The following is a 19319-nucleotide window of genomic DNA, read 5'->3' on the forward strand; positions in this document are numbered from 1 at the left end:
GACTCCCCCTCCCCTGACACCGGTCGCCGCGGATCAATTGAGAGATCGACGACCTACCGACATCACAGCACTGGCAGCTACGCCTTGGCGATAAGCCCGGGGTGACGCCACAAGCACCTGCTGGCATCACCCCGAACCGCGCGACGGCCCCACTGACGGCACGCGAACGGTCAGCGCGGAGCTACAGCCTTCACACCGTTTGCCGACGCGAGGCGACCAGCTCCCCGGCTTGGTAGCCGTCGGCTCTGAGCAGCTGCCCCGACGTGACGTCGAGGATGTCGATGCTCAGCGGCGCGCCGGCCAGGTCCTCGGAGCTGATCGGCCGGTCGTCGAGGTACAGGTCGACCCGGTTCATCCCTTCCACGTCGAGCGTGACGGTGAGCGTCGTACCAGTGAGGGACGTCGACACGCCGAGCCGCCGGTGCGGCATCGCCTTCAGCAGCGCGCCCGCCTTGTTCAGCAGGTCGACGTTGCCTTCGAGCAGGTCGGCGCGCGTCATCTTGTGGGTCTCGTCCGGCCGGATCCCCAGGTCCTCGACCGGTGTGCCGGACAGCTCACCGACCCGCAGCGTGCGGCGGATCGAGACGCGCAGGTTCGCGCCGTTCGGCAACGCCTCGTACGGCGTCGTCGGATCCGGTGGCGGTGGTTCGTTCAGCAGGGCGGCGAGCAACCCGTGCGTCCAGACGTTCGCACCACCCGCGCCGGTGTTGTCGTCGACACCGAGGATGGTGCCGATCTCGTGGTCGGCGAACCCGGCGGCGAAGATGTCGGTCGCCGAGTACACCCGGGCGTCGGTGATCAGCACCACCGGACCGTGGTAGGTCTGGCCGATGTCGTTCGCGCCGTCCTCCGGCGTGATCGGCTTCGCGGCCGAGTACCCGGCGCCCGTCTCGGTCGCCAGCTCGAGCGACTCGAACCACGGACCGAGGTCGATCCCGGCCGGGTTGTCCTTGTGCCGGCGGCAGATCCTCAGGTTGAGCGGCGTACTGATGAACTGCACCGGCTCCGGCGAGATCCGCCGCGGGGTCAGCGTCTGCAGGGTGAACTCGCTGGCGAAGATGTGGCCGCCGCCGTTGTCGCGGACGTCGACGATCAGCCCACGCTGCGGCAGCAGACCGGCCAGCCGGACGAACTCGTCCCGGAACGCGACCGGGTTCTGCACGCTGAACGTGAAGATCCGCAAGTGCCCGAAGGTCCCGGACGGCGTGACGACCTCGCGCGCCCGGAAGACGCCGGGCATCGTGGTCGGCAGATCCGCTGCACCGACCGCGGCCGGCTGACTCAGCTCGGCCGAGCTCTGGCCGCGTTCCAGATCAACCACGTCACGCACGTACAGCGCCTTCTTGGCCCGCGCCTTCTCGTCGGAGTCGAGGTCCAGCCCCATCGATGCGGCGGTCTCGCTGATCGCGTCCAGATCCGTCATCGGCGGAAGGTTGGTGGTCACCTTCCACTCCTCCCGCAGCTCCTGGGTCGAACCGTCGAGACCGATGTACGTCAGGTTCACCCAGGCCTCGTCGGGTGGCAACTGGATGAGCAGCGGCCGCAAGGTGAGCGACTCCAGCCCGCGCGCCAGGTTGGCCGCGTTGTTGCTACCGGCGAACTGCGCGCCGTTCAGGGCCACGGCGCGGGCGATCGGTGTGCCGTTCCAGTGCGTCACCTCGGCGCCGGGACCGAACTGCGGCGCCGAGTACCCGGTCACAATCTGCGTGATGAGGTAGTGCTCCTTGCCGCCGGCGTCGTAGCACTTCTCGATCATGAACGGCAGGTACGCGATCTTTCCGGCGAACGGGGCAGGCAGCAGGTAGTTGGTGTGCAGGTCGCGCACCGAGTGGAAGATGCTCGACATCTGCCGGTGGAACACCCACTCGGGTTCCATCGTCTCGGCGGTCTGGCGTTCCATCCGCGACCGCATCACCCGCAGCTTCTGCAGCGGGTTCACCGCGTGCATCGCAGCCTTCAGCGGCAGGTGCACGTAGTTCTGGTCGAGGATCAGCAGCGACTGGTCGACGAGCAGCTTCCGCTGCCCGAGCGTCAGCGTTCCGGCCGAGGCCAGAAACTGCGGCAACGGTACGGCGGCCGCGGCTTCGGCCGTCGTCGCCCGGGTCGTGCGAGTCCCCGCAGTACTCGCGAAGGTCTTCCTGGCTGCCCGCTTGCCGGCGGTCGTCGCCGTCGTCTGCGCCTTCTTGGCGCTGCTGGCCTTCTTGGCCGTGCTGGCCTTCTTCGCGGTACTGGCCTTCTTCGCTGCGCTGGCCTTCTTGGCGGTGCTCGTCTTTTTCGGGGTGCTGGTCTTCTTGGCGGTGCTGGTCTTCTTGGCGGTGGTCGTCTTCGCCGCCGTCGTCTTCTGGGCGGTGGACTTCATACTGCGTGGCTGTGACATCTCTCCCCCAATACGGCAGCCCCTCCCCGGGCCACGATCCCTCCCACCGTCGTCCGCGCACCCGCCGATGTCAACGGGACAGCGGTTGACCACTGGGCTGCAAGGATGGGGTGGTGAACGAGGTCTGGGACAGCTTGACGTCGGTGCAGCCGGAGCCTTCGCTGCGGGTGGTCATCGGCACCGGGATCGCGGCGTTGCTGCTGATCGCATGGCGGCCGATCTGGCGCTACACGCGGCAGGTCGTGACGATCGCGCACGAGGGCGCGCACGGGTTGATCGCCGCGCTCGTCGGACGGAAGCTGGCTGGGATCCGGCTGCATTCCGACACGTCCGGGGTCACCGTGTCGCGCGGCCACCCCACTGGCCCGGGCATGATCGCCGTACTGCTGGCCGGGTATCCCGGACCGGCGCTGTTCGGGCTGGCTGCGGCCTTCGTGCTCAGCAGTGGGTACGCCGTGGCGCTGCTGTGGGGACTGTTGGTCGCCTTGCTGATCCTGCTACTGCAGATCCGCAATCTCTACGGCCTGTGGTCCGTGCTGGTCTTCGGTGCGGTCGTGTTCGCGGTGTCGTGGTGGGGCTCGCCGGATGTGCAGTCCGCGTTCGCCCACCTGCTGACCTGGTTCCTGCTGCTGGCTGCACCGCGTGCCGTGCTCGAGCTGCAGCACTCGCGTCGAGGCGGTGGCGGCCGTAGCTCGGACGCGGATCAGCTTCGGCGACTGACCGGCGTACCCGCTCTCATGTGGGTCGGCTTCTTCGGCCTGGTGACGCTCGGGTGCTTGGCAGTCGGCGTCGTGTGGTCAGGTGTGTTGCCGGACTAGGCCGGTGGTGGGAGTGTCACGCCGAAGCCGGTGATGGCGAGTCGCAGGAGCACTTGGCCGGGACGGAGCAGGTCCGCGATCTTGGCCGCACTCAGGAGTTCCAGCTCGGCCAGCCGGTTCGCGTACGTCGATGGGCCGTCGAGGCGCGCGCGTTGCAGCTCCTCGGTGTTGTGCCAGACCTTCTGGCGGGACTCACGCAGGAACCGCTGCGACGCGAGCCGGTTGAGCGGGGTCAGCACCTGATCGAGCAAGCTCCGCGCGCCGCCGAGCTGCCGGTCCTCCGCAGCCACCCGCCCAGCCAGCACACCGTCGATCCGTTCGTGGTCGCGACGGCGCATGGCCATCAGCTGTGGATCGGTGAAGTCCTCGTCACTGATCACGGCCAGCAGCGCCTGCGGCAAGTCGTAGTTGACGTGCGCGTTGATGCCGAGCAGCACGTGCAGCAGTGGCGGCGCGTCCGCAGCTGTCCCGAAGGCGAGCCGCCACGGTCGCGCTGCGCTCTGTGCCGCGTCATGCGCGTCCAGGTACAGCTCGGCGAACTTCACGTCCCACCGCTCGACCCACTCCGGGTCCTCGAAGCGCGACTGCTCGATCGCCGTACCGACCGCCTGCGTGGTGCGCAGGTAGGTGCTGAGGAAGATCCGCCGGTGCTCGAGCTCTGCCGGCAACTCGTCCAGCCGCTGTTGCATCCGGTCAACGACGCCTGCAATACCATCGATCATCGGATCTCCTCAGGGTGGGAGGGATCATGGGGGAATCTGGACCACGTACGTTCGACCCGGTTGTCGTCGGCAACCGCGAGGCTGACGCCTGGGCCGCGTACTACCTGCGCGAGTGGCGTCGCTTCCTCGTCGCCTCCGTCGGGCTGGTCGGAGCCGCCTTCGGAATGACACCGCGCCGGACACTGCTCGGAGCCTGGTATGTACTGCGTGCAAACCAGGTGTGGGCACCGTACCCCGACAACCGGCCCGACGCGGCTCGTGCGTACATGCGCCGGTTCTACGAGCTCGTCGTACGCTCCGGCAGCCTGTCGCTGGACCCGGCGCACGCGGCGGTGCTGGAGGTCGAGTGGTGGCGGGTCCACCGGGCCCAGCAGCACGCTGGCACCGACGAGACCTTGGAAGACGCGATGGCCGACCTCTATGCCTATGTCTACGACGGCTCGGCGGAGGCGGTCCGCCCCGCGGTCGCCAAGCGGGTCGAGGCGATGGACCTGTCGGACCGCTGGGTCCAGGCAGGGCGCAAGCGCGACGACCCGTTGCTCACCGGAGTGCGGCGCGCACTGGTGGCTTCGCACGCCGCTCTCCGGCAGGCAGTGGAGATCAGGCGCGACCACCGGTGATCGGGCGGGAGCGCTGGTCGGTGCCGGGACCGCCGTACGGGTAGTCGGCGGCACCGGGGTCGCTGGCCGCGTTCAGCTTGGCGGTCTCGTCCTCGGTGAGGTGCAGGTCCGCGGCGGCGAGGTTGTCGTTCAGCTGGTCCATCGTGCGGGCTCCTAGGATGACCGAGGTGACTGCAGGGCGGTCGACCAGCCACGCCAGCGCCACCTGCGCCATCGAGATGCCTCGCGCCTCAGCGATCTCCCGGACCGCCTCCACCACGTCGCGGACGCGCTGGTTGCGGCTGCGCCGATGCCAGGACTCGACACCGCGGTCCGGGTTCTCGCCCAGGCGGGTCGCTCCGGTCGGCTCCTCGTCGAACGAGTACTTGCCGGTCAGCCAGCCACCACCCAGCGGCGACCACGGAAGCAGCCCCAGTCCGTTGTCCTGCGCGGCTGGGACGATCTCCCACTCGATCTCACGTACCAGCAGGTTGTACTGCGGCTGTAGCGTCACCAATCGCGACCAGCCGCGGCGGTCGATCAGGTCGCACGCCTTCTGCAGCTGCCACCCGGTGAAGTTCGACAGACCGGCGTACGAGATCTTCCCCGCGCGTACGGCGTCCTCCAGGAAGCCGAGCGTCTCCTCGAGCGGCGTCACCGGGTCCCACGCGTGCAGCTGGTAGAGATCGACATGCTCCACGCCGAGCCGACTGAGCGACGCGTCCAGGGCACGCCGGAGGTGCCGCCGGGAGGTGCCGACGTCGTTCGGCGTGTCGCCGGTCGGGAACCGGCCCTTGGTGGCGAGTACGACGTCGTCGCGAGCCGCGCTCTTCGCCAGCCAGCGACCGACGATCTCCTCCGAGACGCCGGCGGAGTACACGTCGGCGGTGTCGACGAAGTTGCCGCCGGCCTCGACGTACCGGTCCAGCTGCGCGTGCGAGCCGGTCTCGTCGGTCTCGTTGCCGAACGTCATGGTGCCGAGCGCGTAGGTGGAGACGACGGCGCCGCTGGCGCCCAGAGTGCGGTATTCCACGATTGCTCCTTCTCAGACTGTCCGAACGGCCGACTACGGTGGCTGTTCATGGATACAAGTGAGCTGCTGATCGACGCCCACAGCCGGATCCGCGAAGTGGTGCACGACGTCGTAGCCGACCTCGACGACACTACTCTCGCGGCGCGACCGGCTGACACGGCCAACTCGATCGCCTGGCTGGTGTGGCACCTGACCCGGGTCCAGGACGACCATCTGGCGGACGCGGGTGGGTACGAGCAGGTCTACACCGCGGACGGGTGGCACGAGCGGCTCGGGCTCCCGCTCGACGCCGCCGACACCGGGTATGCGCACACCTCGAAGCAGGTCGCGCTGGTCCGGCTCTCGGCTGACCAACTGCTCGGGTACCACGACGCCGTGCACGACCGCACGGTGGAGTTCCTGAAGACGGTCACCGACGAGGGTCTGGACCGCATCGTCGACCACCGGTGGAATCCGCCGGTCTCGCTCGGCGTGCGCCTGGTCAGCGTGATCAACGACTGCGACCAGCACGCGGGCCAGGCGGCCTACGTGAAGGGCCTGATCAGTTGAGTTTCGTCTCCCACAGCGAGGTGCCGGCGATCAGGTAGAGCTTGTTCGAGTCGGTGAAGGCTGCATCGACGACGGGACCTTCCGGGCCGGCACCCGACTCCCGAACCGTCCAGCTGCCGTCCGACCCGCTGATCACCTTCACCTTGTTGTCCTGAGCAACGATCTGGACGATCTTGTCGCCGACGACGAGCGGCGGAGGCAGCTTGTCCTTGTCCCCGACCGGAATATCCGGTACGTCGCTCAGACGCTTGGCGGGGCCGCCTCGGAGCAGCTGCCAGATGGCCAGCTTGTTGTCGACGGACCCGGAGATGTAGCAGCCGGACGAATTGCAGGATGCCGTCATCGCCTGGCTGCGGTTGCCCGGATCCGGCAGGCCGATCGCGCGCCATCCCTGGTTGAGTTTGGTCGACTGCCAGACCGCGGCCTCCTGGGCGACCACGTTCGGCGCGAGCCGCACCTGCGACCCGACGAGCACGATGCTGTCGCCCAGCGTCGTACCGTAGCTGGGTCCGACCAGGAGGGACGGCGTACTCTGCAGGGCTGTCTTCGCCGGGTTCTGCCGGACCCACTTCGCGTCGCTCTCCGGGAGCCATACCGCGCCGTCGTTGCCGGTCTCGACTCCACCCCAGGATCCGAGGAGCGCACGTCCGGTCGGGGTGATCACGGCCGAGTACAACGCGCCCGCGGTCTGCCCGCCGAACGTGTTGAACTCCTGCGGACGCTCGACCAGACCGCCGTCGACCGTGCCCGTCCACACCGTCCAGCGCGTGTTCGAGTGCGCACCGCCGGCGGCGCCGCCGAGCGCGAGCAGTTGCTTGCCGTCGTACGCGATCGAGTACCAGATCGCCTCGAACGCGTACGGGCTCCTCGGCGACGGTGTGACCTTGACCTGCTTGCGCTGGTCGCCGTTCAGGACGACGAGTTGCGGGACCACCTTGGCGCCGCGATCGCGCAGTCCGACCAGCAGTTGGTCGCCGTACTGAGTGAGGGTGACGGGCTCCGCGCCGACATCGACCTTGGTCCAGTTCACCGACGGCGTCGATGACTTGTCGGTACTGCACGCGGCCAGGCATGCCAGCGCCAGGGCGGCGGCGACGAGGCGGCGCATCAGCGGTTCTGCGGGAGCTTGGTGGTCTTCTTCCGCCCGGTCCGCGGCGCGGACGGCGGTGGAACGACCGGGCCGATGTCGCCGTCCGGTGCGACGTCCAGGTCGAGGATGACCGGCGCGTGGTCACTCGGGCCAGTGCCCTTGCGGGCCTTGCGGTCGATCCACGCCGCCTTGACCCGATCCGCAACCGGCTCGGTCGCGAGCATCAGGTCGATCCGCATGCCGAGGTCCTGGTGGAACATGCCGGCGCGGTAGTCCCAGTAGCTGAAGATCCGGTCGTCGGGCCAGCGGTCGCGGACGACGTCGTGCAGGTCCTTGGCGGCCATCAGGTCCGCGAGCGCCTGCCGCTCCGGCGCGGTCACATGCGTCTGACCGACGTACGCCGCGGGGTCGAACACGTCGGCGTCGGTCGGGGCGATGTTCATGTCGCCGCAGACGATCTGGTCGCCCGGACCGGCCGCGACGACCTCACGCAGGGCCGCCAGCCAGGCGAGCTTGTAGTGGTAGTGATCGGAGTCGGGGACGCGCCCGTTCGGCACGTAGAGGGAGTGGATGCGGATGCCGCCACAGGTCGCCGCGACCGCGCGGGCCTCGGGCTTCGGGAAGCCGGGCGCCTCGGCGACTCCGGTGACCACGTCCTCCAGGCCGACCTTGGAGAGCAGGGCGACACCGTTCCACTGCACCTCGCCGTACAGGGCCGTCTCGTAGCCGCGCGCGGTCAGCTCGTCGTCGAGCAGCTCGGTGAACGCGTCGTCCGCGAGCTTCGTCTCCTGCAGGCACACCACGTCCGGCTGCCGCTCGTCCAACCACCCCAGCAACCGCGGCAGCCGTTGCTTCACCGAGTTCACATTCCAGGTCGCTACTCGCACCCGACCCACGGTAGCCCCCGGGACGGACCATTTCAGGCTTCAGCCGAGTTTCGGGGCCCGCCAGACCAGGGTGTTGCGGAGATCGCTGGCTGGGCGCTCCACGCTGTTGTTGTGTCTTGGCTTGTCCTTGCGACCCCAGGCGTCGTCGCCCAGCCACGGCGGCACGCCGAATGGTAGGTCGCGCGCCGGAATGCACGCGTAGTCGGTCTCGAGGAACTTCGGTCCGTAGTTCGGCACCGACGGGTCGCCGTCGGCGTCCGGTGTGACGATCGCGCGAAGGTCGGTCACCGCGGCGCGCCAGCTGTCCAGGAGCACTTTCGGGCTCCGGCTCGACGGGTGCGGCACCTCGAAGACGGGCACGTCCGGCTTGTTCTCCCACAACCTGAGCGCTGCCCGCGCCTGCGTCCCGAACGCGACGATCGCCTGTAGGTCAGGGCCGGTGATCAGGTCGAACAGCGTGTTACGCCAGCTGAGGTGGTCGGGCTTGGACAGGAGTGGCGCCGCCTGCTGCGCGCGCGACGGCAGCAGTGCATACGCGTAGGCGTTGACGAGCGCATAGCTGCGCGTGAGGCCGAGTTTGGTCAGGAAGCCCTGCACGCGCTGCCCGGCATCCCCCACCAGCGTCCGGCCCGCGATCCGCTCGGTCGGCCCGGGATCGGACGCGATCGCGAGCAACCGCGCGCTGCGATTCAGCCGGCCCCGGTAGAACACCGGACCCCAGTCGTGCCAGAACAATTGCCGGAAATCCGCATAACTGGGCACATTCGCGAAGTGCCGCGCCACCGCGGCCGGCGGACCTGGATCGAAATCGGCCATCGTCAATACCTCCCCCTCAACGATTCCTGACTTACGCTCGTGAACAGGGGCGGCAGGGTGTGTCTGATGGTCCCGCGCCGTCGCGAGCAGGTGCTCGGTGCGGTGCATCGGCGTGCGGGAGCGAAGGTCTCGATGCGGAGCATCGTGGCCTTTGCTCACGTGCGGCGAGGTGCCGTGCCGAGTGCCGCGCAGTAGGCGCGGGACCATCAGACACACCCACAGGGATTGTAAAGCGGGAGGGACAATGTTTGTACTGCGTGGAACCGTCGTGACGATGCGGTCCGGTGGCGAGGTGCTCGAGCAGGGCGCGGTCTACGTCGGCGACGACGGACTGATCGCGGCTGTCACACCGCTGGACGCCGTACCCGCCGGCTTCGAGAACGCGTCGCGACTTGTTGCAGGCGGCCTCATCTATCCCGGCCTGATCGACCTGCACAACCATTTGATGTACAACAGCCTGCCGTTGTGGACCGAGCCCTCGCGCACGGTTCCGTGGACCTCCCACAACCAGTGGGGACGCGCGCCGACGTACAGCGCCCAGATCAGCCAGCCCGCCCGGTTGCTCGGCGCCGCGGCCGGTCGCGCCCTGCTCCGGTATGTCGAAACGCGCGCGATCGTCGGCGGTACGACGTCGATCCAGGGCAACCCGCGGGGCGCCGTACCCCCGGACAACGACCTGATCCGCAACATCGACTCCGAGAAGCTCGGCACCCACGACGACTTCATCCGGGTCAGCACTCTTGTTGCCGACAGCAAAGAAGCGCTGGCGCCGTACGCCGCCGCCGTCCAGCAGGGACGGGGATTCATCGCGCATTCGGCCGAGGGGTCGGATCCCAAACTGCGCAAGGAGTTCCAACTGCTCGACGAGGTCGGCGTGGTCACACCGCAGCTGGTCGCCATTCACGGCGGCGCGCTGACCGCGGCCGATTTCGCCCGGATGAAGGCCGGGAAATCCAGTCTGGTCTGGTCGCCGTTCTCCAACTACTGGCTGTACGGCGCGACCGCGGACGTGGCCACCGCGAAAGCGGCCGGAGTACGGCTGTGCATCGGTTCGGACTGGGCGCCGTCGGGGACCCGGAATGTGCTGTGGGAGTTGAAGGTCGCCGATATCTGGAACAAGGCCCAGCCGGCGCCGGTGTTCACGGACGAGGAATTGGTGCGGCTGGCAACATCCAATCCCGGCGAGGCATTGTCGGGCGTCTGGCCGCATCCGCTCGGCCGGATCGAGCGTGGCGCGCTCGCCGACCTGATCGTCGTACGGCGGGATCACGCCGACGTCCACCGGAACCTGATCGCGGCGACGGAGGCCGACGTACGGCTGGTGATCGTCGGCGGGCGGGTGCGGTACGGGCTCCGGTCGCTGATGAAGGTGGTGGCTCCCGCGGCGACCGCGATCTCGGTCGGGCGGCTGTCCCGGTCGATCGACTACGGCGACTCGACGGTCACCTGGAAGTCGGTGCTGGCCGAGCTCGAGGAGATCCGGAAGAACCCGTCGGCGGCCTCAGCCCGGGCGGCGGCCACTTTCGCCGCTCTCGCTGCCGCCGACGAGACTGGCTTCGCTGCCGCGGTCGCGGGTGACGAGCCGATGGATTCTGACGGCACCTTTGTCCTGCTGCCCGACATGCCAGCGCCTGAACTGGACAGCGACCTCCGCCGCCGCGGCCCCGCCGCAGCGACACCGCCTCCTGTCACCATCCCGCCGTACGAGCCACTCACCACCGGCCCCGCCTGGTTCGACGCCGTCGACGCCAACCCCTTCCACAACGGCCTCCTCTCCGGCCTGCGGGGATATATGACTTGATGCCCTGCACCGCCTGCCCCAGCGCCACTCTTCCGGGCAGGCCCCTGCCCTCCCCTCTGCCCGCGCTGATCTGCCCCCGCCCCACCCCCTCGGCGCCCACTCGGCATCGGCTGGTCTCCGCCTCAGACCTCCCCCACCTAGCCGCGGCCGCGCATCATACGGCTCCTGCAGCTGGTGACGCCTGTTATCCACAGGGCAGTTGTGATGACCTGCGGTAGTTATCCACCGACAGAAAGTCAGCACCCCGAACCGGGGCAGATCACGGCACTCTCTTTGTCGAAGAGAGGGGAACGGATGGCCGAGCTCGACTGCGAACCCGCCGACATCACCGCGCTCATCGCGTACCTGCGCGACATCGGGCACCACGAACTACTCACCCTGGAGGAGGTCAACGAGCACTCGCGCTGGATCGAGGCCGGTCTGCTGGCCGCCGAGCTCCTGGCCGCCGGCCAGCCGGCCGATCACGACCCTGCCGACCTGCGGCAGGTGGTCGCGCTCGGCCGCCGTTCGTGGCGACGGATGATCGAGGGCAACCTGCGCCTGGTCGTGTCGCTCGCCAAGCGCTACACCGGCAAGGGCATCTCGCTCCTGGACTTGATCCAGGAAGGCAACATCGGCCTGATGCGTGCAGTCGAGCGGTTCGACCACCGCCGCGGGCACCGCTTCTCGACGTACGCGATCTGGTGGATCAAGCAGTCGATCGGGCGCGCGATCTCCGACCGGTCACGCCTGGTGCGGATGCCGGCCCAGGCGTACGCCGACGCCTGCCGACTGGCCGCGATCCGGCACGACCTCACCCAGCGCCTGGGCCGCGAACCCACCACGCAGGAGCTGGCCACCTCGGCCGACCTCACCATCGCCCGCGTCGAACGCGCCCAAGCCTGGCGGGTTCACCCCGAAACCCTCGACCTCGACGACTCCGAACCCTTGATCGACGACGAGTCCCTCGTCCTGCAAGCCGCCCTCCGCCGCGACCTGGCCCACCACCTGCAGTTCCTCGACGACCTGCACCAAACCGTCATCCACCACCGCTACGGCCTCAACGGCCACAACCCCTGCACCCCCGAAGAAGCCGCCACCGCCCTCAACCTCACCCCCGACCAGATCCGCACCCTCGAACGAGAAGCCCTCCGCCACCTCCGCCGCCGAGCCACCCCCCACCTCCGCGACTACGCCGCCTGACCACCCACAGCACCCCGCGGCGGCTGCGGCAGCGGCACCACACCCAGACCACAATTGAGCCAACTGGAATGATGGGAGCGTGAGACTCCGGCGCACCACCTGGCCCCGCGAACTGACCGAGTCAGTGACCGCCACGTCCAAGCAAGCGACCGGCGGCAAAGAAGACATCCTCGCCGCGGTCCAGCTGGCCGACGGCCACTGGGTCGCCGGTACGCGCGCCGCCGTCTACCTCCCCACCGACGCCCCGGACCAGCTCCGCCGCGTCGGCTGGGAGGCGATCGAGCGCGCCGGCTGGGACTCCGAGGCGTCCGTGATGCACATCTACGAGACCACCCCGTTCGGCACTCCACTGCGCGTCACCGAGCTCAAGCTCGACGACCCCGGTCGCTTCGGCCAGCTGCTCCGCGAACGCGTCGACGCGAGCATCATCGTCCAGCGTCACGTCCCGCTGGCCGGCAAGCGCGGGGTACGCATCGTCGGCCGCCGCAGCCCCGCCGACACCGACGCCCCGGTCGCCTGGAACTTCGTTCTGGACAAGGGATTGGAGCCCAGCCAGCCCGGCATCGTCGACGCCGCCGAAGCCGCCCTGAAGTCGGTCCGCGACGAGTTCGGCATCTGACCGCCAGCCACGCCCGAAGCTGCCCCGGAAGCCAACTCCCTGCCCCGGAATCCCGTTTTTGTAGTTCGACCCGGGCCTGCTAACCTACTCAGGTCCTCGGGGATCGGGGGCAAGATACACACCGATCCCGCGTAGCTCAATTGGCAGAGCAGCCGGCTGTTAACCGGCAGGTTACTGGTTCGAGTCCAGTCGCGGGAGCAACCCAAGCCGGTATCCGCTCAGGAACCGGCTTCTTTCATGTCGTGACGACGTACGCCGCACGACGCTCACCGCAAGCGCCGGCACCCTCGCCGGCAGCCCAGAAGGCCGGGCGGCGGCCGCACTCAGCCACCACCACCCAGCCCGACTCAGCAGCCCCCGATCAGCGCTTGTCGTCCTTCCGGCGATCGATCGCCCGCTGGATGCGGTGCTGCGGCTGACCCGTTAGCTTGGCGATCAGCGGCACCCGGTACTTGTACGCCGCCACCGCGCCCACCACGAGCACGAAGAATATGAACCAGCCCATCGGTCTTCCCTTCCTCGGGACCTGCCTCCATCATGCCCGGTCCACCCCACCCACCCCTCAGTCAAACCCCTGACCCACCCCTGGTTTCCCGCCCCACCCACCCAAACCCGATACGATCACCCGCACACGGGGCGGTAGCTCAGCCGGTTAGAGCAGAGGACTCATAATCCTTGGGTCGTGGGTTCGAGTCCCACCCGCCCTACAACACAAAACCGCAGGTCAGGAGGCAATGTGCACGGCGCGGCCCGCAACCCGGGCCAGTTGGCATGCCATGCCCCGTCCACGAACCTCATGTAACAGTCCGCGCCTGGCGGCGCTCCGGAAGGAGGTCAGCCGCGGGAGCGGAGCATGCGGCGCATTCGATCAGCACGCTCGAGCAGGTTCGCGCGGACGACCGGGACAGCTGTTGCCGCAAGGGCCTCCGCCCGTCCCACGAAAGTCAGGTCGATACCGAACTGCGGGAAGAGGTGTCTGGTGAAGGTTCTCGCCGGCCCGCCTCCGCCGCGGTGGATGCTCGGCAGGAGCTCGAGATAGGCCTCCGCGTAGGGCCTCAGCAGGTCGTCCTGGCCGGCGGTCCAGAACAGCCCCGCAACCGAGTAGACCGAAGCCAGCGGCACCGCGCGCTCCGTCACCATCGTCTGCCACACCGCCGTCTTCTCAGCCGGGTCCGGGGTCGCCGCACGGACCTGAAGCCTTCTGACCCACGCCTCGGGATCCGGGTCCCGGTCGAGCAGGGCCTGCGCCTCGGTAGCGGTCGGGCTGCCGAGCTGAGCCTTGCGGACCAGCGCTCGCCACTGGAGATCGACGTCCGCACCGGCCTCGACCTGGAGCCACCGAACCTGCTCCAGGTCGTCTGCGGTACGGGCGAAACCACGCAGTGCCGCTTTCCGGTAGGCGCCGACGCCGGACAGGCTGCGGCACGCTGCCGCCACGGACCGCATCAGCACATCCCGCTCCGACTCCGGGCTCCACAGGTCCGCGGCCTCGACAGCCAGGTCGAGATACGGCTCGATCACCGACGCGGACGTCTCGACCGCTAGCACCCCGGTAAGGCACTGCACGGCCTGAGCGGCCGACGCTTCGCCGTTGATCAGCATGTCCCAGGCCGTGGTGACCGCGACACTCCGCGAGATGGGTGTGGGCAGGCGGGCGGCGTTGCCGAAGAACGCGTCTCTGCTCGCGGCATCAGGTCTTGTCGAGGCGAAGGTCAGGTCTTCGTCGTTGACCAGGTAGAGGTCCGCGCCGGCCGGCAGGTCGATCCGAGTCAGTTCGCCCGCGACCTCTACCTCAACGAGTGCCGCCCGCTCGAGGCGGTCGCCTTGTCCCCGGTAGGCGCCGACGGCAAGCACCTGCGGCCGCGGCTGCCCACCGGGGCCCTTCGCGACCAGGACGAAACCATCCCCGTCGTGATCCAGGGTCAGCCGGTCGGTACCTGCGGTTTCCAGCCACCCCGCACGCCACTGGTCCAGGTCACGTCCGCTCGACTCGGCAACCGCACCGATCAGGTCCTCCAGCGTGGTGTTGCCCCAGGCATGCTTGGCGAAGTAGCTGGTCAGCCCCGCGGAGAACTCTGCCTCACCGACATACGTCATCAGCTGTTGCAGCACCGACGCACCCTTGGCGTAGGTGATGGCGTCGAACGTCGCTTCGGCCTCGGAGACGTCCCGGACAAGCTGGCGGATCGGGTGCGTGGTCGGTCCCTGATCGACGAAATAGGCCCTGTGCTTCTCGTCGGCCAGATGCGCCACCCAGGCGTCGGTGTAGGACGTCGCGCTGACCGCGGCCCAGTTGCTCGCGAAGTCCGCGAACGCCTCGTTGAGCCACAGGTCGTCCCACCAGCGCATCGTGACGATATTGCCGAACCACATGTGCGCGAGTTCATGCAACAGGTACCGCGAGAAGTGGTCCCACTCCGCACGCGTCGGGGTGGTCCGGCGCAGGAACCAGTCCATCCAGGTGACGCAGCCGAAGTTCTCCATCGCGCCAGGGAACTCGGGCGTGAAGACCTGGTCGTACTTGTGCTGGGGAAACGGCATGCCGAACTTGTCGGCGAAGAACTCGAGCCCTTGCGTGGTCAGGGTGAAGAGCTCGTCGGCGTCCCGGTCAAGGATCGGAGCCAGTGACCGACGAGCGAAGAGGCCGAGATCGTGACCCGCGCCGCTCCGGCGCAGCTCGTAGTACGGGCCGGCGTTGATCACGGTGTTGTACGTCGCCAGCGGTGGCGTCGGCGGGAAGGTCCAGCGCCGCGCGGAGCCGAGATCCTCGATCCGCGGATCGCCGCTGTTGGACAACACCAGCCAACCGGGCGGAGCCGTCACCGTGAACGCGTACGGCGCCTTCAGGTCGGGCTGATCGAAACACGCCCATACGTACCGGGCGTAGTCGGGAGTGAAGTCCGTGTACGCATACACCTCGCCGTCGGCCGGATCGACGGCCTTGTGAACACCCTGCTCACCGCTCGAGCAGTCCGGGACAGTGACCACAGTGAGGACGTTGTGCTCGCCGAGACCGGCCAGTGCGATCCGGCCCCCGACGACCGCCGGCAGCGCGACCCCGTTGAGCACCGCTTCCTCAACCTCCGCCACACAGTCGACGAAGGTCTCGACTCCGGGGCGGCTACAGCCGAACGTGATCGTCGACTCACACCGAACCCGCGAACCGCCCGGCAGATCGGTCAGGTCAACGGCAACGTCATACCGCTCCACCGTCAGCAGGCCCGACCGCCCCTCAGCCTCAGCCTGGGTCAGACTCCGAACACCCATCACTTCCCCCTTCGAACACTCGTCCAACCCACTGTGGACCAGACCCCCACACCCAGCAGGCCGGAGGCCCGTGCCCGGACGTGGCCATCGCGTCGGAAACCTGTCGGCTCGCACTGGGATCGTGTTGTGGTTCGGAGCTGACTGTCCGCGATTTCGAGCGTATCCGCCGGGAGAGCCTGTATGTGCGGGTGAGCGAGTTCGTCCGGCTCTGGTTGACAGCCGAGCGGCGCGGGGACCCGCTGACCGCGGCCGGCAGGAAAGCCGGCGACGTAGCCGCCGCGGCCATGGGTGTCGATCTTCCATCCGATCCGCCGGCGCTGTTGCCGAACTGTTGGTTGGTGTGCTCGGCCGGCGGCGTGGCACGCCGGGTCGCCGGCCACGAAGGCGAGCCGTCCGCTGGCTGAGGATCTGAGGGGTTGGTGCCGCGGATCTGAGGGTTTTCCTCGGATGTCGCGAGGGCCCCGTGAGCGTAGTTAGTGGAGGTACCAGCAAACAGGGGAGGTTTCGCGATGAGCGAGGTAGTGGTCGACAGTTCAGAATCTGTCGACGTGTTGGACGAAAGTACGTTGCTGCCGTTGAGCGAGTCGGCGGGGATGCTGGCCGATGACCCGGCGCTCGACAGCGAGTTCGCCGAGCCGGGCGGCAACAGCGACGAGGTCGCCTTCGAACCGGGCGAGGAACCGGGTCAGGAGACTCGGCCCGACGATGCAGTGAAGTCGGCCGACGAGGTCGATCCGGACGGGGGGCAGTGAGATGGCGATCCGCACCGGGCAGGCCGCGATCAACTTCGCGAAGGGCCAAGTGACCAACCCGAGCCAGGATTGGTTCCGCCTGTGTCTGGTCTTCGTCCGGAAGTGCTTCAACGTCGGACCGCTGTACGGATCGGCCGAGAAGGGCTACTTCGGGACCGACTTCAGGCACGGCACCACCGGTACGCCACCACTCGGAGTCCCCGTCTGGTGGACCAATGGAGGTGACGGGCACGTCGCCATCAGCGCCGGCGACGGGACCTGCTTCAGCAACGACATCAAGCGGCGCGGCAAGATCGACAGGGTTGCGATCTCGTTCATCACCCGCAACTGGGGACAGCGGTACCGCGGCTGGAGCGAGGACGTCAATGGAGTCCGGGTCTGGCGGCCGGGCGCGCCCACACCACTGCTGCCGGCTGTTGACCTCAGCAACGTCCAGGATGCCGCCCGTCGTGATCAGTTCCGTCCGCAGGGGCAGGGGCTGCACGAGAAGGACGTCCTGATCGTGGAGAAGGCGCTGCGGCACCAGGGCCTCAAGCCGGCGGAGTTCGTCGACGGCTACGCCGGGACCGAGTTCCGCAAGGCCTACGCCAAGTGGCAGAAGGCCACGGTCCCGCCACCGTTCGACGGCATCCCAGGCAGGGAAAGCCTGACAAAACTGGGCCAACGCAACGGCTTCCGCGTCATCAACTGACACCACCGTCCCACCCGGAACCGTCGGCCGGCCCACACCGGCCGACGGTTCGCCACGGCCGCGCCGAGCTCATCCGCAGTGGAACTGGTCGTCCGCCGGCCGCCCTAGCGTCTGCGCGCGGGTGTCGCACGTGATAGGTCACGCACTGGTTCCGCTCCGAGGCCGCCACCCCGCCAAGGACCTGTCCGTCGACCTGCTGACCGGAGACGCCGCAATCACCGGGCTCGGAGTCACGATCGCTGCCGCTCTCTTCGCCTCGGCGGGGGCCGGACTGGGTGCGCTCGTACGCAGCGAAGCCCTCGCGATCATCGCGGCAGTCGCGTGGTGGTTCGTGATCGAGGGTCTCCTCCCTCGTGCGCTGCGCGAACCCGGGCTCGCTTCGCGCCGAACCGCGGTCCGAAGAATCCACCAATGATCATGGTCGTGTCGGCTCTAAGAGCAGGATCGGGTGATCGCCTGGGCAGCATCGCGGTCGGCCGCGGTGATCGGCAGCGCGTACTTGCGGGCGACCTGGAGGTATCGGAGGACGTAGATGCATCGGCAGCGCGTACTTGCGGGCGACCTGGAGGTATCGGAGGACGTAGATGCACCGGTAGCTGCGGTTGATCGGCAGCCACTCGCCGGGCCCGTCGTCGTTCTTGGACGCGTTCGCCGGTCCGTCGACAGCCAGCAGGTTCGCTGTCTGGTCATTCGCAAAGTCGACGCGTCGCTGAAGCGGCCAACGTGCGGCGCCCATGTCCCACGCCCGGGCCAGCGGATACAGGTGATCGATCTGCACCTTGGCCGCGGCGGCCTTGCGGAACTCGATCCGGCGACCGGTGTACGGCTCGGCGGGAAGAGCGCCGGCGATGACCACGCATCTCGAGCGACTGCGGTACTGCACCGCAGTCAACTGGGCCGCGAGTACGTCGTTACAGGTGTCGCAGCCGTTGTGGCCACCACGGCCGGTGTGATCGTCGGTCCAGGTCTGCCCGAACAGGTCGCGCTTGTAGCCAGGCACGTCGGGCCGGGCGGCGATGACGCGGATCTGGCGGAGTTCGGCAGAGATCAGCTTGGCCGTGCCAGCCGGCTGGACCGCAGCGGGACTGCGGGTGGCTGTGGTCAATGGCGACGGGTTCGGGCCGGCGCCAGCTACCGGGTAGGCGCACCCGGCAGCCGCGAAGCCGAGCACAATCGTGGCGGCCAGGAGGATGCGCATCCCGCGACCTTAAGCCACCCCTGACGTCCCGCCCGCCTCACGCAACGGGTCAGCTCAATTTATGTCGCTTCGAGTTGCGCGAGCGGAGGTTGTTGGTGCGGGCTGTTGACTGCCGCTACCGTCTCCGAGCGCTTGAAGTAGTAGGCCGCCGTCACAGCGTGGGGGCTTGTTCGGTCTTGCCTTTAGGTACGTCGGGTGGCTGGGACGCCGGCGTGGATCGAGGAGGCCGGATGAGAGGCGGGCGTCTGCGCCGGGGCGACTGGGTTCTAGGGCAGCTTCGGCGCCTTGGGTTCGGGCGCAATGCGATGCGGCGGGGCGTCGATCGGGTTGAGGGTCTGGTGCTGGTCGGCCTACTGGTGGCCGCGGTGTTGGTGGTGCCAGGGGCGCTCGGCGTTGGCGGGCTGGTTCGGGAGCGGGCCGAGCGGTCGGCACAGCAGGTGCGGGCTGAAACGCGCCAGGTGAAGGCGTGGACTGCTGAGGACACCTCGACGCCGGCACCCGGGGTAGTCAGCGCGCGGATCCGGGTCAGGTGGGTTGATGCGGCGGGCCTGCCTCGTGAGGGGCACGCGGACGTCCTGATCGGTACCAAGGCGGGGACCGAGCTGACGGTTTGGCTCGATCGGAGTGGCGCGCAGGTGCGGCAGCCCAAGAAGCCGGCCGACAGCGCTGCGCTCGGCGGAGTGATCTCGTTGACGTTGGTGATGGTGGTTTGGCCGTTGTTGTGGGCGGTGTTCCGATTGGTGCGGTGGTCACTCGATCGGCGCCGGGCGCGGGAGTGGGCGCGTGGTTGGGAGCAGGTGTCGCCGCGCTGGATGCGGACCTACTAGTAGTACTTTGTTAGGTCGGGTAGTGCTGGTGGCAGGTGGGGCAGGTGCCGATCCAGTACGCCAGGAATCGCTGGAGTTTGTGCAGTAGGGC

Annotated in this window: 20 protein-coding genes and 2 tRNA genes; 13 read left to right on the forward strand and 9 right to left on the reverse strand. The window is 68.3% G+C overall.

Going from position 1 to position 19319, the window contains the following annotated elements; all coding sequences use genetic code 11:
• Nucleotides 1–190: 190 nt before the first annotated feature.
• A complete protein-coding gene (locus tag ACIBL3_RS44405) occupies nucleotides 191–2359 on the reverse strand; it encodes a S41 family peptidase (protein WP_396360062.1) in 2169 nt (722 codons plus the stop codon).
• Nucleotides 2360–2490: 131 nt separating this feature from the next.
• On the opposite strand from ACIBL3_RS44405, the gene ACIBL3_RS44410 reads away from it, so the two are divergent.
• Nucleotides 2491–3195: a M50 family metallopeptidase gene (locus tag ACIBL3_RS44410; protein WP_396360063.1), complete on the forward strand. Its 705-nt coding sequence runs from the start codon at nucleotides 2491–2493 to the stop codon at nucleotides 3193–3195.
• On the opposite strand, the gene ACIBL3_RS44415 is transcribed toward ACIBL3_RS44410, so the two are convergent.
• On the reverse strand, nucleotides 3192–3917 hold the full coding sequence (locus ACIBL3_RS44415) for a DUF5995 family protein (RefSeq protein WP_396360064.1): 726 nt from the start codon (nucleotides 3915–3917) through the stop codon (nucleotides 3192–3194). The two genes, ACIBL3_RS44410 and ACIBL3_RS44415, sit on opposite strands and share 4 nt — an antisense overlap.
• A 26-nt stretch (nucleotides 3918–3943) precedes the next feature.
• Between ACIBL3_RS44415 and ACIBL3_RS44420 the strand changes: the two genes are divergently transcribed.
• A complete protein-coding gene (locus tag ACIBL3_RS44420; protein WP_396360065.1) occupies nucleotides 3944–4537 on the forward strand; it encodes a hypothetical protein in 594 nt (197 codons plus the stop codon).
• Here the strand turns inward: ACIBL3_RS44420 and ACIBL3_RS44425 are convergent.
• Complete coding sequence (locus tag ACIBL3_RS44425) at nucleotides 4518–5549, reverse strand: aldo/keto reductase (RefSeq protein ID WP_396360066.1); 1032 nt, start codon at nucleotides 5547–5549, stop codon at nucleotides 4518–4520. The two genes, ACIBL3_RS44420 and ACIBL3_RS44425, sit on opposite strands and share 20 nt — an antisense overlap.
• Nucleotides 5550–5597: 48 nt before the next feature.
• On the opposite strand from ACIBL3_RS44425, the gene ACIBL3_RS44430 reads away from it, so the two are divergent.
• On the forward strand, nucleotides 5598–6098 hold the full coding sequence (locus tag ACIBL3_RS44430; protein ID WP_396360067.1) for a DinB family protein: 501 nt from the start codon (nucleotides 5598–5600) through the stop codon (nucleotides 6096–6098).
• Here the strand turns inward: ACIBL3_RS44430 and ACIBL3_RS44435 are convergent.
• From ACIBL3_RS44435 to ACIBL3_RS44445, 3 genes are read right to left on the reverse strand one after another with little or no spacing between them, the layout of a single operon-like run.
• Complete coding sequence (locus ACIBL3_RS44435) at nucleotides 6091–7206, reverse strand: hypothetical protein (protein ID WP_396360069.1); 1116 nt, start codon at nucleotides 7204–7206, stop codon at nucleotides 6091–6093. The two genes, ACIBL3_RS44430 and ACIBL3_RS44435, sit on opposite strands and share 8 nt — an antisense overlap.
• Nucleotides 7206–8075: an exodeoxyribonuclease III gene (locus ACIBL3_RS44440; RefSeq protein WP_396360070.1), complete on the reverse strand. Its 870-nt coding sequence runs from the start codon at nucleotides 8073–8075 to the stop codon at nucleotides 7206–7208. The genes ACIBL3_RS44435 and ACIBL3_RS44440 overlap by 1 nt, the downstream gene beginning before the upstream one ends.
• A gap of 39 nt (nucleotides 8076–8114) precedes the next feature.
• Nucleotides 8115–8891: a uracil-DNA glycosylase family protein gene (locus ACIBL3_RS44445; protein WP_396360071.1), complete on the reverse strand. Its 777-nt coding sequence runs from the start codon at nucleotides 8889–8891 to the stop codon at nucleotides 8115–8117.
• 244 nt (nucleotides 8892–9135) lie between these two features.
• Here ACIBL3_RS44445 and ACIBL3_RS44450 point away from each other — a divergent pair, with 244 nt between their 5' ends.
• From ACIBL3_RS44450 to ACIBL3_RS44465, 4 genes are all read left to right on the forward strand, one after another.
• Nucleotides 9136–10692, forward strand: coding sequence for an amidohydrolase family protein (locus ACIBL3_RS44450; protein WP_396360072.1), 1557 nt, complete (start codon nucleotides 9136–9138; stop codon nucleotides 10690–10692).
• Nucleotides 10693–10986: 294 nt separating this feature from the next.
• Entirely contained in the window at nucleotides 10987–11874 is an 888-nt protein-coding gene (locus ACIBL3_RS44455; protein WP_396360074.1) for an RNA polymerase sigma factor RpoD/SigA, read from the forward strand.
• 79 nt (nucleotides 11875–11953) lie between these two features.
• A complete protein-coding gene (locus ACIBL3_RS44460; RefSeq protein ID WP_396360075.1) occupies nucleotides 11954–12493 on the forward strand; it encodes a hypothetical protein in 540 nt (179 codons plus the stop codon).
• A 125-nt stretch (nucleotides 12494–12618) separates the two neighbouring features.
• A tRNA-Asn gene (locus ACIBL3_RS44465) sits at nucleotides 12619–12691 on the forward strand.
• A gap of 163 nt (nucleotides 12692–12854) precedes the next feature.
• Here the strand turns inward: ACIBL3_RS44465 and ACIBL3_RS44470 are convergent.
• Nucleotides 12855–12998 carry a hypothetical protein gene (locus tag ACIBL3_RS44470; RefSeq protein ID WP_396360076.1) on the reverse strand — a complete coding sequence of 48 codons (144 nt, stop codon included), beginning with the start codon at nucleotides 12996–12998 and terminating at the stop codon, nucleotides 12855–12857.
• 128 nt (nucleotides 12999–13126) lie between these two features.
• Between ACIBL3_RS44470 and ACIBL3_RS44475 the strand changes: the two genes are divergently transcribed.
• Nucleotides 13127–13200: transfer RNA gene (locus ACIBL3_RS44475), tRNA-Ile, on the forward strand.
• Between the two features lie 127 nt (nucleotides 13201–13327).
• Here ACIBL3_RS44475 and pepN read toward each other — a convergent pair.
• Entirely contained in the window at nucleotides 13328–15760 is a 2433-nt protein-coding gene (gene pepN, locus ACIBL3_RS44480; RefSeq protein WP_396360077.1) for an aminopeptidase N, read from the reverse strand.
• Between the two features lie 80 nt (nucleotides 15761–15840).
• Here pepN and ACIBL3_RS44485 point away from each other — a divergent pair, with 80 nt between their 5' ends.
• From ACIBL3_RS44485 to ACIBL3_RS44500, 4 genes are all read left to right on the forward strand, one after another.
• Nucleotides 15841–16164: a hypothetical protein gene (locus tag ACIBL3_RS44485; RefSeq protein ID WP_396360078.1), complete on the forward strand. Its 324-nt coding sequence runs from the start codon at nucleotides 15841–15843 to the stop codon at nucleotides 16162–16164.
• Nucleotides 16165–16269: 105 nt separating this feature from the next.
• On the forward strand, nucleotides 16270–16512 hold the full coding sequence (locus ACIBL3_RS44490; protein ID WP_396360079.1) for a hypothetical protein: 243 nt from the start codon (nucleotides 16270–16272) through the stop codon (nucleotides 16510–16512).
• A gap of 1 nt (nucleotide 16513) precedes the next feature.
• Complete coding sequence (locus ACIBL3_RS44495; RefSeq protein ID WP_396360080.1) at nucleotides 16514–17203, forward strand: hypothetical protein; 690 nt, start codon at nucleotides 16514–16516, stop codon at nucleotides 17201–17203.
• A gap of 130 nt (nucleotides 17204–17333) precedes the next feature.
• Nucleotides 17334–17618, forward strand: coding sequence for a hypothetical protein (locus ACIBL3_RS44500; RefSeq protein WP_396360081.1), 285 nt, complete (start codon nucleotides 17334–17336; stop codon nucleotides 17616–17618).
• Here ACIBL3_RS44500 and ACIBL3_RS44505 read toward each other — a convergent pair whose 3' ends face one another.
• Nucleotides 17619–18401 (reverse strand): HNH endonuclease family protein, encoded by a 783-nt coding sequence (locus ACIBL3_RS44505; protein WP_396360082.1) that lies wholly within the window; start codon nucleotides 18399–18401, stop codon nucleotides 17619–17621. It lies immediately after the preceding gene.
• Nucleotides 18402–18631: 230 nt separating this feature from the next.
• On the opposite strand from ACIBL3_RS44505, the gene ACIBL3_RS44510 reads away from it, so the two are divergent.
• The gene (locus ACIBL3_RS44510; protein WP_396360083.1) at nucleotides 18632–19228 is read left to right on the forward strand and encodes a hypothetical protein; all 597 of its coding nucleotides are present in this window, start codon (nucleotides 18632–18634) and stop codon (nucleotides 19226–19228) included.
• Nucleotides 19229–19319: the final 91 nt, after the last annotated feature.

This window comes from Kribbella sp. NPDC050124, from assembly GCF_044460355.1.
GTDB lineage: Bacteria > Actinomycetota > Actinomycetes > Propionibacteriales > Kribbellaceae > Kribbella.

Coding starts and splice junctions, on each gene's coding strand:
- ACIBL3_RS44405 (WP_396360062.1), bottom strand. CDS start 2,359: ATGAAGTCCACCGCCCAGAAGACGACGGCGGCGAAGACGACCACCGCC.
- ACIBL3_RS44415 (WP_396360064.1), bottom strand. CDS start 3,917: ATGATCGATGGTATTGCAGGCGTCGTTGACCGGATGCAACAGCGGCTG.
- ACIBL3_RS44420 (WP_396360065.1), top strand. CDS start 3,944: ATGGGGGAATCTGGACCACGTACGTTCGACCCGGTTGTCGTCGGCAAC.
- ACIBL3_RS44430 (WP_396360067.1), top strand. CDS start 5,598: ATGGATACAAGTGAGCTGCTGATCGACGCCCACAGCCGGATCCGCGAA.
- ACIBL3_RS44435 (WP_396360069.1), bottom strand. CDS start 7,206: ATGCGCCGCCTCGTCGCCGCCGCCCTGGCGCTGGCATGCCTGGCCGCG.
- ACIBL3_RS44445 (WP_396360071.1), bottom strand. CDS start 8,891: ATGGCCGATTTCGATCCAGGTCCGCCGGCCGCGGTGGCGCGGCACTTC.
- ACIBL3_RS44450 (WP_396360072.1), top strand. CDS start 9,136: ATGTTTGTACTGCGTGGAACCGTCGTGACGATGCGGTCCGGTGGCGAG.
- ACIBL3_RS44455 (WP_396360074.1), top strand. CDS start 10,987: ATGGCCGAGCTCGACTGCGAACCCGCCGACATCACCGCGCTCATCGCG.
- ACIBL3_RS44470 (WP_396360076.1), bottom strand. CDS start 12,998: ATGGGCTGGTTCATATTCTTCGTGCTCGTGGTGGGCGCGGTGGCGGCG.
- pepN (WP_396360077.1), bottom strand. CDS start 15,760: ATGGGTGTTCGGAGTCTGACCCAGGCTGAGGCTGAGGGGCGGTCGGGC.
- ACIBL3_RS44490 (WP_396360079.1), top strand. CDS start 16,270: ATGAGCGAGGTAGTGGTCGACAGTTCAGAATCTGTCGACGTGTTGGAC.
- ACIBL3_RS44495 (WP_396360080.1), top strand. CDS start 16,514: ATGGCGATCCGCACCGGGCAGGCCGCGATCAACTTCGCGAAGGGCCAA.
- ACIBL3_RS44505 (WP_396360082.1), bottom strand. CDS start 18,401: ATGCGCATCCTCCTGGCCGCCACGATTGTGCTCGGCTTCGCGGCTGCC.
- ACIBL3_RS44510 (WP_396360083.1), top strand. CDS start 18,632: ATGAGAGGCGGGCGTCTGCGCCGGGGCGACTGGGTTCTAGGGCAGCTT.